The sequence below is a fragment of the Tindallia texcoconensis genome, from assembly GCF_055383815.1.
The window spans coordinates 2,548,856-2,560,844 of record NZ_AP042431.1; the positions used below are offsets into that span (position 1 = coordinate 2,548,856).

An 11,989-nucleotide genomic window follows, 5' to 3' on the forward strand; every position below is an offset into this window, starting at 1 on the left:
TTCTGTTTTGAATGCGAATAGTACTATTGATATTGGATTAGGGCTCAAGATTTTGCTATTTGATTAAATGAGTACGTGCGTGATAAAAAAGAAATTGTTGCGCAAAACCAGCATCGTTTCCGAATAATGCGAGGGCATCTCCTTGTATGCTTTCATCTCTGATGTTGATAGTTGGTGGATAGTAAAAATGGAGCATGGCTCGTCGAACCCATACATCGATAGGAAAAACATTTCTTTGATTTGTTCCGAAAAGTTGAATGCAAGAAGCTACTTTGGGTCCAATCCCAGAAATTTTCTGAAGAGAGCAGGAAGTGAGAGATGCAGCCTGCTCTTTTTCGTTATGAAGAATTTCCTGTATTTCCTTTTGGCAACAACTCCATGACTGGATAGCGTCAACTAAAAAAGCAGCACGGTAGCCTAGGTTGAGATTGCGCCAATCCTGTTGGCTTAAAGGTTCTAGTGCTTCGGGCTTTGGAAAGCTGTACCATTCACCTGATAGGGAGGAAGAAATTTTTTCGCCAAAAAGTTGGCTGATGGTTTCGATAATGCTGCTAATGCGGGAAATATTATTGTTGGAGGAAATGATAAAAGAGATGTATACTTCCCACAAGTCTTGATGAAAAATATGAATGCCCTTTCCGGTGGTGATGGCTGGCTGTATCCAAGGAGCTACTCTTAATAACCTGTTCTGAATTGCGTCATAATCTGTTTCAAGGTCAAAGTAGTGTTTCCAGAAAGAATAGAATTCTTGTGCTGATGTTCCAAACAAAAAAATAGTCTTGTCTTTGATGCGAAGATTCAGGACTTTTCCGGAAGCAATTCCAGTATAGGATCCATCATCCTGGCGGTGCCATCGAAAGCATTGTCCGCATTCAAAGGATTTAATTGGATCAAAATGGGCCGCATGATGTACCACCTGATTCGTTTCTGTAATACGGATTTCCACGATGTATTCACAACCCTTTCTAGTTAAAATAATCAAAACAATGTTTGATTATTATTTTGTTTGAGGAGCACTTTCTATTATTATAGCATAGGGTCTTCTTGATGACACGTTTAATGGAGCACAGAAGCCATTAAGAGGGTTGGAAAATGAAAAATAATTAGGTACTAGAGTGTAGCGTATGTTCTTGATTTTGTTTAACAAAGGCTGTTCAAATAAATTGATTTATAATAGAATGACAGCGTGACAAGTAGATAACCACGATTCTCTTGAATAAAAGGGGTGGGAGGATATGTCTTATATAGGAGATCGAAAAGAGATTGGTAATAGAGATGGGAGCGTTTATGAATGAAAAAAATAACAATCTATACAGATGGTGGAGCTTTAGGAAATCCTGGTAAAGGTGGTTATGGAGCTATCTTAATTTATGGAGAGTATCGGAAAGAAATATCTGGTGGATATCGGCATACTACCAATAATCGAATGGAAATGATGGCGTGTATCAAAGCCATTGAAATGTTAAAAGAGCCATGCCAAGTCACTGTATATAGTGATTCCAAGTATTTGGTAGATAGCATCGAAAAAGGGTGGGCTAGGAGGTGGAGAGCCAATAGTTGGAAAAGAAATAAAAAAGATAAGGCTGAGAATGTGGATTTATGGGAAGTGCTACTAGCCCAGCTAGATAAACACGAAACTAGTTTTCGGTGGGTAAAAGGCCATAGTGGCCATCCTGAAAATGAACGATGCGATGAAATGGTTAAGGAAGCGGCGGCACAATCGGATTTACCAGAAGATAGTGGATATAAAAGTGTTTAGAAAGAAAGAGATGAGGTAAAAAGAAAACAAACATACTTGAAGTAGCAGTTGAAATGGCCTTATAACGAATCTGCCAGAAGGGGAGATTGCCATGAAGAATAGCAAGGAGATGGCTACGGGTAAGTGGGAATTATGGCGACGTTTATTCTTGCTGTTTTGTTGTGGGCTGGCTGCCTGGTTTTACATGTATGTTTCTACTTCTCCGCTTTTGAGGATACAGGATGAGGATCTTGCTGGCCGGCAAGAAAGAGAAACCGCTGGACATTTTGTGACATCGCGGCAAAGACGCTTATCCACCTTGTCACTAGAAGATTATGCAAAAGCAATAGCTGGCAATAATTTTCTTGTTGTTGAAGGGGAAGAGTGGGACTCATTTCTTCAAAAGTGGTTGGATGCAGAAGGTGAGGAGTATCCTGAAAAATGGAGAAAAAACATAGAAAAAGAACCGCTAAAAACCGTATTGAATCAGGCTGAAAATCCATTAGCACCAATTTATCTTAAATATGTGGACTCTGCTGGTGAAACCCACTATTTTCAATTGATGCTGTTGACCTTTGCCTACGATGATTTTAGTATTGGGGGACTAAGTGGCTCTCACAGAGTTCCTCCAGATAGTCTCCTTTATCCAGCAAGGCCTTTGGCCTACATATTTATCCTAATAGGCTTACTTATGTATGTTAAATTACCAAAGCCTCGCCATAAAAGAGACTCTTTGGTATATTCCTCTTGGAAGAATACACTTATTGATTTCTTAAGCGTTTTTCTGTTTACGATGTTCTTTTTCTTGCCTTTTATGATTGTGGGGGGATCTGTTCAATCTATCATGATTATGGCGCCTCTGGTGATAGCTTTCTGGGGAATGGCCTTGATATCAAGTCTTTTGATGTATATTGCTGCCTGGAATGCTAGCTTTTCCATGGAAGTGGATGGAGAAAGCTTAAAGGTCTCTAGTTATCGTGGCGGATACAAACTTTTGTATAAGGATATTGAATCTTATCAGCCAGCAGAAAAACGATATCCGAAATGGTTTAAGTTCCTAATGTTTTTAGCCATGTTGAGTTCTAGTGGTTCAATGAAGCCTGTGATGGCTGCTCAGTGGCTAAATGCGGGAGGGGTTCAAAGCCAAGGACTTCGACTGTGCATGAAAAACGGTGAAAAAGTAGATTTCTGGTTAGTAGATCAGATGGGGAACCAAGTTTTTTCTGGAGTGGAAACATTGCTTAATTCATTATCGGCGTCGAAAATTCCATGGAAAGAGGATCTAGCCATGGATCAAAGCCTTACCCATTCACCAGGAGGTTCAGGTTTTTGGGAGAAAAAACCTGTATTGATTCCATATTTTGTATTTAGTTTTATATTTTTATTTGTAATGTTGAGTAGTATTCTAATAAGTGAATCTCAAATAACTGCTGGAATCCCAGAAGTCAGCAGGGTTAGGACCATGGAAACAGCTATTCAGTATCCGCATTTTGCAGGAGTACCGCTGAGCACTACCAAACCAGAATGGGTTCGTTATTTTGGAGGGGATGGGGTAGATAGAGGTGTCGCTATCCGTCGAGTTCCTGATAAGGGATTTGCCATTTCTGGTGTCAGTAATTCCGATAATATTACCAGACCAGCCCAGTATATGATAATGACAGATTATGAGGGGAACTTGATGTGGGAGAATCGCTATTCTTCCCCAGGAAAAGAGTGTTTTAATGAAGGCATGATATGGACTCAAGAAGGAGACTTTCTACTTACTGGAACAGAAGGGAATTATTTAGGGCGGAATGCGTTTCTAACAAAAATTAGTGCTACTGGGGAAAAAATTTGGCACAGGGAATATGAAATGAAGGAGAACAGTACAGGGGTTGATCTATGGCAGCATACGGAAGGAGATATTCTAATGCTTCTAAACAGTGGATCACATGATGCACTGTTAAGAGTAGATTCTCAGGGAAATAAAATTTGGGAAAAGCCTCTTGGAGAACCAACAGAATCTAGAAGTGCTAGTAGCATGGAGGTATTGGAGGATGAAAAAATACTGGTGGCTGGGTCCCTAGTTGAAAAGGAAAGCGATGATTGGCGAGCCTCCTTAACAATGCTGGATAGTAATGGAAATCTCCTGTGGCAACGTGAATATGGAGAAGAAGGAGATCAAAAAATCTTCGCTTCCACCTTATTGGAAGATGGTACTATGGCCTTTACTGGAATGACCTATGTTGGTTCGGCCCTTTATCGATCTGCCTTTTTATTGATTACAGATTTAGAAGGAAGTATATTGCTAGAAAAATCATACAGTTTTCCAGAAAGCCATGGAGCTGGTATTGGAATTACAGAGGTAGGAAATGGGAACATAGCTATCTTGGTTAATGCGAACTCAGACAGTACAAACCATGATTTTTCTCTGGTAAGCGTTGTCAATAGACAAGGGGAAATACTCGTTGCGAACAGACTGGAGGCTGGAGGCGAAGTAAGGGGAAGCGACATCATCCTAACCCCTGATCAGAGGTTGCTGATTACAGGTATGGCCGGAGGGCAGGATGGTTTTGGAATTAACAGCACATTTTTATTAAAAACCTCGTATTAAAAAAGGGCACCTATCCATAGGCGCCCTTTTCATTATTTCATTATTTTACAGATTTTATTAGAGAGGTCTACTGGATCTTCTACGGATAGTCCTTCTATCATACGAGCCTGCTGATAAAGTAGCTCTGTAAAGAGTTGGAATTTTTCTTTGTCTTCTTGATAGGCAGATTTTAAGGACTGGAAGACTTCGTGATGCGTGTTAACTTCCAGTATTTTATCTGCTTTTACTTCTTGATCGCTTGGCATGGTGTTGAGAACTTTCTCCATCTCAATAGAAATATCCCCTTCGTTGACCAAGCATACTGGGTGTTGCTTTAAGCGTTTGGAAGCCTTAACACCTTTAATTTGTTCTGAAAGCATTTCTTTCATATCATCAAAAAGACTTTTGTTTTCTTTTTCTGCTTCTTCTGATGCTTCATCCTTCTCATCTTCTAGGTCTAGATCGCCGCTGGCTACAGATTTGAAGGGTTTTTCTTGGTACTCAGCCAGCATTTTGATGGCAAATTCATCCACATCATCGGTGAAATAAAGTATTTCAAAGCCTTTATCTTGAACCTGTTCTGTCTGAGGCATTTTTTCTATACGAGAGATGCTATCACCAGCTGCATAATAGATTTCTTTCTGTTCTTCTGGCATCCTAGAAACATAGTCTGCTAGGGAAACTAGCTTGTTTTCTTTGGATGAATGGAACATTAGTAGGTCTTGCAAATCATCTTTATGGGTACCAAAATCACTGTAAACTCCATATTTTAGTTGGCGTCCAAAGGACTCGTAGAATTTTTCATAGGATTCTCGATTTTTTTCCATCAGTTCTAGGAGTTCCTTTTTGATCTTGCCTTTTAAACTCTTAGCAATGACTTTTAGTTGTCGGTCATGTTGCAGCATTTCACGGGAAATATTAAGGGAAAGATCTTCTGAATCCACAACACCTTTCACAAAGCTGAAATAATCTGGTAGCAGTTCGGAACATTTTTCCATAATTAAAACACCACTGGAATAAAGTTCCAGGCCTTTTTCATATTCCCGAGTATAAAAATCAAAGGGAGCTTTCTCTGGGATGAAAAGCACTGCTCTGTAGGAAACAGTTCCTTCTGTGTTGATATGCATATGTCGAAGAGGCTTGTCAAAGCCAAATCGTTTTTCAAAATAGAATTGTTCGTAATCTTCGTCGGACAACTCATTTTTGTTTTTTTTCCAGATAGGCACCATGCTGTTTAGTGTTTCCTCTTCTGTTACATCTTCATATTCATCTTCTGTATCTTCTTTTTTCTGTGAACGAGTCACATCCATTTTGATAGGGTATCGAATGAAATCCGAATATTTTTTGATAAGAGATCGGAGTGTATGTTCTTCTAAATACTGATCATACTCTTCATCCTCTGTATTTGGTTTAAGGGTTAGGATGACATCGGTTCCGTAGGAATCTTTTTCGCAGGATTCAATGCGATAACCATCAGTTCCTTTAGAAACCCATCGGTAAGCTTCATCGCTGCCAAAGGATTTACTGATAACAGTAATCTCCTCAGCAACCATAAAGGCTGCATAAAAGCCAACGCCAAATTGCCCGATAATATCATAGCCATCTTTCAAATCGTTTTCTTGTTTAAAGGCTAGAGAACCACTTTTAGCAATGACGCCAATATTATCTTCTAGCTCTTGTTGACTCATCCCAATACCAGTATCTTTGATAATCAACTGGCGCTTTTCCTTATCGCTGAAGAGTTTGATGTAAAAATCTTCTTGATTAAAGGTGATAGTTTCGTCTGTGAGTGCCTTGTAATATACTTTGTCGATGGCATCGCTAGCATTGGAGATCAGTTCTCGTAAAAATATGTCCTTATTTGTGTAAATGGAGTTGATAACAATATCTAATAATCGTTTTGTTTCTGCTTGAAACTCTTTCTTATGCAATGGCTTCGCCTCCTAGTTTTGATAGTGTTTTGGTTCCAAATATTTATATACCAGAATATGATCAGCTTGTCAATTTTTCTTGGACAGATTCTACTTTTTTATCCATGGTAGCGATCTGATCCCTTCGGTCATCAATCTTAATTGAAGTGGATACCCGCAGAGCTCCTTTGGCAAATGGAACTTCGTGCATTTTTTTTATGATTTCTAGTAGAACTGGTAGGTCTCCTTGAAAAATTGTTCCCATAGGCGTTAGCTGGTATTTGATTTCTGGATAATCTTTTAGGACTTCGTGACAGGCAGCGACGTATTGGCTGACACTGGTAGTTGCAGTTCCTAATGGTGTTATGGTTGCTTCGACAATGGCCATGCTAAACCCCTCCTTAAATTTGATGATACAGACAGTGTATCATGACTAGGGATAGAGATAAAGAAGTTATCTGTTAGGTAGGATTTCAAGAAATAAATTTAGTGGAAAGGAATCCATAGAAATGAAAGGGATATGGGATAAAAGCAATGCTATGAATAGGCAGAAATATTTGATAGAATACAAAGCAAAAGAGTGGATTACAGTAGAAAATATTGAACATAAGGGGGCGTTGGAATGAAGAAAATTGTAGGGAAAGACGCGTTGGATGCCTATCAAAAGGTTTCTACATTTTTAAGAGAATTGTATCCTCAGGACGTAGCTGTATTTGCTTGTGACCTTGAAGAATATAGGATCTTTCAAGAGGCAGAAACCTTTCGTTTGGGAATAAAAGCTGGTGACTCGGTAAAAAAAGGAAGCTCCGCTGAGCAGGCCATGTTCAAAGGAGAAAAAGTATCTGTGTTTGTTCCAGAGGAAGTATTTGGTACCCCTTATCATGCTATGGCTATGCCAGTTTGCAATGAATCAGGGCGTGTGATTGGTGCTGTGGGAATTTGTCTTAACGTAAAGCATCATGTCAGTTACCGAGAAATATCAAGTAAATTTGAAAAAGCTTTTAATGAAGTAAGCGATGGAGTAAAGGAAATAAGTACCAGTGCAGAAAACTTAGCACAGATTGGCGAAAAATTGATGTGGTTATCACAGAATGCAGCAGAGGCTGTGAAAAAGACGGATGAAATCATGAAAATTATTGGAGGTATTTCGAATAAAACCAAAATGCTAGGATTGAATGCTTCTATTGAAGCATCACGAGCAGGACAAGAAGGCAAAGGGTTTGCTGTAGTGGCGCAGGAGATTCAAAAGTTGTCTAATAATACGCAACAAGCTGCAGCAGATGTGGATAAAATTATTAAAGACATGGCTAAAACGATTGAATCTGTTAGTAAAGAAACTCAGCAAACGGGTACTATCAGCAAAGAACAAAGTGCTTTTGCGGAAGAGGTTTCTGCAACAATGGAAGAGTTGAAAGGGCAACTACAGTCCTTAGGACAGGTTTTTGACGAAACCATAGGAGGCTAATTATTGGAAAGCAGAAAGTAGAAAGTAGAAAGTAGAAAAGCTCTGTCCTAGGACAGAGCTTTTTCTTGTGGGGTTGTTTGGCTGTGAAAAATCCGACTCCCGTATTTTTCCATGGCTATTAAAAACGGATAGCCTAAGCCATAGCATGCTACCAGTTGACCCATTCCTACATAGATCATGGTAGGGACCAAAGGCAGCTGGAAGAGATAGGTCAGCATTGCACCTATGATCACTGCATTCACCAGTACTGGGGGCAACGGGGCTAAAATTTTTCGTTTCATGTAGAAGGTGAGCAATGCAGCAATAAGGGTTGCAGAACTACCAACCACAACATCAATGATGCCTAGGCCACCATAAGCATTTGCCATCAAGGCTCCGATAAAGAGACCAGGAATAGCCGCTGGCGTAAGGAAAGGAAGTACTGTAAGCATTTCAGAGATCCTCACCTGCACTGGTCCATAACTGATGGGTGCAAAAGCAATGGTTATAACCACATAAATCGCAGCAATTAAAGCTGCCTGAACCATAAATCTTGTTTTACTATTCATTTGTATGACCTCCGTAGTTTTGTTTAGAGTCGGGATGGTTTCGAACCGACTTTATGCTTTTCAGCGATCATATTATATCATTGATAAATGTAGTTTGCAAATGGTAGGTAGAATTTTAAAGTAGGAAGCATTCGGAAAATCAAGTGAAATAGTAAGAATATTGGGTAAGTTTTATAAAAGAGATGGGAGGAATGCCCGTGAATGAATGCACAGAAACACAAGCTTTGAGAAATTTAGCGAAAATTCTCGGAACAACCAATTTTAGCATGCATCCTATCGGCAACCATCATTTGGGGAGACATTTAGTATATCGTGTAGAATCTCCTTGGAGGAAAGCATTTATTTACAAACAGTATTGTAAGAAAAATAGAAGAGCAAGAGAAATGACGGCTTTAGAAAAGTTGGAATATTCCGATGTGCCATGCCCTAAAATTGAAGCTTATGGAATGACGGAGAAGGGTGTGGAATGGATGATGCTTAGTGTGCTTCAAGGAAGGATGCTAGATAATTGCTGGGATCAGCTAACGAGTTTGCAGAAAGAAAAGATATTTTTTCAAATGGGCAGCATATTATCTGCTATGCATACCGTTGAACAATACGATTCTTTCGGCTATTGGAATGAGAAGGGGGAGTGTTTGCTGGAAATTGGGGATTATTATACAGAGTTTTGTCGACGAAATACCATTGTTTTTCAACAGATAGTACATCAGGTATTGCCGGATAGGGTACTGCTGGAAAAGGCGGTTCATATGGTAAAGCAAAATGCATTTAGAGTCAAAGAAATAAAAGAGTCCCGTTTGACGCATCAAGACTATGATGGAAGAAATATTCTAGTAGCAACTAAAGACGGTGACGCTAGGATCACAGGGGTTTTAGATTTTGAGCAGAGTAGTGCTGGGAATAGTGAAACTGACTTATCGGATGTGTACACCAGATATTTTTTAAATTCCAATGAATTTAAATCCGTCTTTAAAAAACGGTATGATCATGTTAAGCAGAAAACAAAATGAAGAAAGTAGAGATAAGCATAGAAACAAAGAGAATAGTTCTGGAGAGGCAGGTATGTGTGCTACTTGTGTTTTGGTAAAAGACTGTGTGTTATCCCATCAAGAGAACAATTTATACGCCTGTGATGAATATCAACAAGCCAATAGCCAATCGAAACAAGGAGATTATCAAAAAGAATTACAATCCGTTGAGCGTTTAGGCCTTTGTGCAACATGCAGTGAAAAAAAACACTGTTATCACAAAAGCATTCCTGGGGGAGTATGGCATTGTGAAGAATATCAGTAGATAATCCCATCTAAGCAGTCAATATTTCTCCTTGTAAAGGCAGAGGTTTTCGTATAAACTAAAGGTGTCGGAATTGAATGAATAGATTCCGACATCAATCAAACCGAAATACGGGACGATATCCCGAAATGCGGGATATTTATTTTCTTTGATTATCTAACAACAATGAAATTGGATGGGAGAGATGAATGTGACCAAGTATTATGCAGAGCCTTTTAAAATTAAGATGGTAGAGCCGATTAAAATGTTAACGAGAGAAGAACGGATTGAAAAAATCAAAGAAGCAGCGTACAATGTTTTTGCACTAAACTCGGATGATGTCTATATTGATCTTTTGACAGATAGTGGAACGGGTGCGATGAGTGATCAGCAGTGGAGTGGCGTTATGGTAGGTGATGAAGCATACTCTGGATCCAGAAGTTTTAGGCATCTGATAAAATCGGCAAAAGATATTTTTGGCCATCAATTTTTTCAACCGGTTCATCAAGGTAGAGCAGCGGAAAAAGTGGTGATGCCAATGTACCTACAGAAAGGGAAAGTGGCGATTTCCAACATGCATTTTGATACCACAAGAGCTCATGTTGAAATGGCTGGTGCCCGAGCTGTAGATTGTGTGATTAAAGAGGCACAGGAAACCGAATCTTATCATCCTTTTAAAGGAAATATGGATAACAATCGACTCATTTCTTTGATTGAAGAACATGGTCCAGAAAAAGTTGGGTTAATTATTATAACAGTAACGAATAATAGCGCTGGGGGACAGCCGGTTTCTATGGCTAATATTCGCGAAACTAGTGCCATAGCCAATCAATACAATATCCCAGTTTGTATAGATGCGGCACGTTATGCAGAAAATGCATACTTTATTAAACAAAGAGAAGAAGGCTATGGGGACAAATCCATCAAGGAAATAGCCAGAGAAATGTTTAGTTATGGGGAAGTATTTACCATGAGTGCTAAAAAAGATGCTATTATTAATATGGGTGGCCTTATTGGCGTGAGAGATAGTGAAGCCTTATATGAAACCATTAAGGCCAGAACGATTCCATTGGAAGGATTTATTTCTTATGGAGGACTGGCTGGTCGAGATCTGGAAGCGATGGCAATTGGACTTCAAGAGGGAACGGATTTTGATTACTTGCAGTATCGTGTGGGTCAAATCGAATACTTGGCAGGGAAACTAGATGAAGCAGGCATTGCATATCAATCTCCTGCTGGTGGACATGCGTTGTTTATTGATGCCAAAAAGCTATTGCCCCATATACCATATCACCAGTTTCCAGCACAAACTCTGGCATTGGAGCTCTATAAAGAAGCAGGTATACGTTCTTGCGATATTGGTTCTTATATGATGGGAAATAATCCAGATACTGGCGAGCAGATTGAATCCTCTTTTGAGTTTACACGTCTTGCCGTACCAAGAAGGGTATATACCCAATCTCACTTGGATATTATAGTAGAGGCACTTAAAGCCATCAGAGAAAAATCAGACCGTTTAAAAGGATATGAAATAACTTGGGAACCGCCTATTCTAAGGCATTTTACTGCGAAGTTAAAACCAATTGAATAGAGAAGTTTATGTTAAAAAGCCAGAGGATTTTTCTCTGGCTTTTTTCGAAGGAGGAGTAGATGCATGAATAAAGGAAGTATTCAATCCGTTGGAAAAGCTCTGGCTATTTTGGAACTTTTTACGTTGAAACCGGCTTGGGGCATTACGGAAATAAGTGATGAGATGAAGTATCCTACCAGCACAACCCATCGAATTATGATAACGCTGGAAGAAGCCGGATATGTTTATCAAGAAAATACAACCAAAAAGTATTATCTGACCATAAAACCATATTTAATCGGGAGTAAAACAGAAATAGTTAGTCAGCTTGAAAATAGAGGACAAAGTGTCATACAGTTGTTAGCACAAGAAATAAATGAAAGTGTTAATATTTCCATTGCTCAGGGAATTTATGCAGTGACTGTTCTGAAAGCCAATCCAGAAAGACAGTTTTCTGCCGTACCTAATATCGGCGATAAAAGACAGGTTCACGCAACTTCTGTAGGAAAATGCCTGTTGGCTCATAATAGCAATGGGTGTTTTGATCAGCTGATGAACAGCAAGGAAAGCTTAAAGGCATATACGGCAAAAACCATAATCAATAGATCTCTTTTAGTAGAAGCACTTCAGGAAATAAAAGAACAGGGTTATGCCGTGGATCGTGAAGAAGTAGAAGAAGGACTCACTTGCTTTGGGGCCCCTATTTTTGACGAAATGAATCATTGTATGGCGGCAATCAGCATTTCGGTTCCAACCTTTAGAATCAAGAACGAAGAAAGGTTTGTAGGAAAAGTGGTGGAAACAGCAAGTGAAATTGCATCGAAATTCTAAAAAATACTTAGGGACAAAAGTCACTTAATACATTAGCGTTTATCGATTTAATGTTTAAATATGATATAATTGCGTAATAGATA

The 11,989-nt window shown here is 39.2% G+C and carries 11 protein-coding genes; 7 read left to right on the top strand and 4 right to left on the bottom strand.

Going from position 1 to position 11,989, the window contains the following annotated elements; all coding sequences use genetic code 11:
- Window positions 1–55: 55 nt before the first annotated feature.
- On the bottom strand, window positions 56–946 hold the full coding sequence (locus ACZ47N_RS11575) for a DNA-3-methyladenine glycosylase family protein (RefSeq protein ID WP_464886697.1): 891 nt from the start codon (window positions 944–946) through the stop codon (window positions 56–58).
- A gap of 345 nt (window positions 947–1,291) precedes the next feature.
- On the opposite strand from ACZ47N_RS11575, the gene rnhA reads away from it, so the two are divergent.
- Complete coding sequence (gene rnhA / locus ACZ47N_RS11580; RefSeq protein ID WP_464886698.1) at window positions 1,292–1,759, top strand: ribonuclease HI; 468 nt, start codon at window positions 1,292–1,294, stop codon at window positions 1,757–1,759.
- 91 nt (window positions 1,760–1,850) lie between these two features.
- Complete coding sequence (locus tag ACZ47N_RS11585) at window positions 1,851–4,331, top strand: outer membrane protein assembly factor BamB family protein (protein WP_464886699.1); 2,481 nt, start codon at window positions 1,851–1,853, stop codon at window positions 4,329–4,331.
- Between the two features lie 32 nt (window positions 4,332–4,363).
- Here ACZ47N_RS11585 and htpG read toward each other — a convergent pair whose 3' ends face one another.
- Together htpG and ACZ47N_RS11595 are read right to left on the bottom strand one after the other, a co-directional pair.
- A complete protein-coding gene (htpG, locus tag ACZ47N_RS11590) occupies window positions 4,364–6,241 on the bottom strand; it encodes a molecular chaperone HtpG (protein WP_464886700.1) in 1,878 nt (625 codons plus the stop codon).
- A 61-nt stretch (window positions 6,242–6,302) separates the two neighbouring features.
- A complete protein-coding gene (locus ACZ47N_RS11595) occupies window positions 6,303–6,608 on the bottom strand; it encodes an MTH1187 family thiamine-binding protein (RefSeq protein ID WP_464886701.1) in 306 nt (101 codons plus the stop codon).
- A 234-nt stretch (window positions 6,609–6,842) separates the two neighbouring features.
- On the opposite strand from ACZ47N_RS11595, the gene ACZ47N_RS11600 reads away from it, so the two are divergent.
- The gene (locus ACZ47N_RS11600; protein ID WP_464886702.1) at window positions 6,843–7,685 is read left to right on the top strand and encodes a methyl-accepting chemotaxis protein; all 843 of its coding nucleotides are present in this window, start codon (window positions 6,843–6,845) and stop codon (window positions 7,683–7,685) included.
- 47 nt (window positions 7,686–7,732) lie between these two features.
- On the opposite strand, the gene ACZ47N_RS11605 is transcribed toward ACZ47N_RS11600, so the two are convergent.
- Window positions 7,733–8,233, bottom strand: coding sequence for a QueT transporter family protein (locus ACZ47N_RS11605; protein ID WP_464886703.1), 501 nt, complete (start codon window positions 8,231–8,233; stop codon window positions 7,733–7,735).
- A gap of 197 nt (window positions 8,234–8,430) precedes the next feature.
- On the opposite strand from ACZ47N_RS11605, the gene ACZ47N_RS11610 reads away from it, so the two are divergent.
- The 4 genes from ACZ47N_RS11610 (at window position 8,431) to ACZ47N_RS11625 (ending at window position 11,906) form a co-directional block, all read left to right on the top strand.
- The gene (locus ACZ47N_RS11610; protein WP_464886704.1) at window positions 8,431–9,243 is read left to right on the top strand and encodes a phosphotransferase family protein; all 813 of its coding nucleotides are present in this window, start codon (window positions 8,431–8,433) and stop codon (window positions 9,241–9,243) included.
- Window positions 9,221–9,526 carry a hypothetical protein gene (locus ACZ47N_RS11615; protein ID WP_464886705.1) on the top strand — a complete coding sequence of 102 codons (306 nt, stop codon included), beginning with the start codon at window positions 9,221–9,223 and terminating at the stop codon, window positions 9,524–9,526. Before ACZ47N_RS11610 ends, ACZ47N_RS11615 begins: the two co-directional genes overlap by 23 nt.
- A gap of 184 nt (window positions 9,527–9,710) precedes the next feature.
- Entirely contained in the window at window positions 9,711–11,096 is a 1,386-nt protein-coding gene (locus ACZ47N_RS11620; protein WP_464886706.1) for a tryptophanase, read from the top strand.
- 63 nt (window positions 11,097–11,159) lie between these two features.
- On the top strand, window positions 11,160–11,906 hold the full coding sequence (locus ACZ47N_RS11625) for an IclR family transcriptional regulator (RefSeq protein WP_464886707.1): 747 nt from the start codon (window positions 11,160–11,162) through the stop codon (window positions 11,904–11,906).
- Window positions 11,907–11,989 lie beyond the last annotated feature (83 nt).

Bases quoted from the DNA above. Each gene is read 5' to 3' on its own strand.
- ACZ47N_RS11625 (WP_464886707.1), top strand. From the start codon at position 11,160: ATGAATAAAGGAAGTATTCAATCCGTTGGAAAAGCTCTGGCTATTTTG.
- ACZ47N_RS11600 (WP_464886702.1), top strand. From the start codon at position 6,843: ATGAAGAAAATTGTAGGGAAAGACGCGTTGGATGCCTATCAAAAGGTT.
- ACZ47N_RS11620 (WP_464886706.1), top strand. From the start codon at position 9,711: ATGAATGTGACCAAGTATTATGCAGAGCCTTTTAAAATTAAGATGGTA.
- ACZ47N_RS11615 (WP_464886705.1), top strand. From the start codon at position 9,221: ATGTTAAGCAGAAAACAAAATGAAGAAAGTAGAGATAAGCATAGAAAC.
- rnhA (WP_464886698.1), top strand. From the start codon at position 1,292: ATGAAAAAAATAACAATCTATACAGATGGTGGAGCTTTAGGAAATCCT.
- ACZ47N_RS11595 (WP_464886701.1), bottom strand. From the start codon at position 6,608: ATGGCCATTGTCGAAGCAACCATAACACCATTAGGAACTGCAACTACC.
- ACZ47N_RS11585 (WP_464886699.1), top strand. From the start codon at position 1,851: ATGAAGAATAGCAAGGAGATGGCTACGGGTAAGTGGGAATTATGGCGA.
- ACZ47N_RS11605 (WP_464886703.1), bottom strand. From the start codon at position 8,233: ATGAATAGTAAAACAAGATTTATGGTTCAGGCAGCTTTAATTGCTGCG.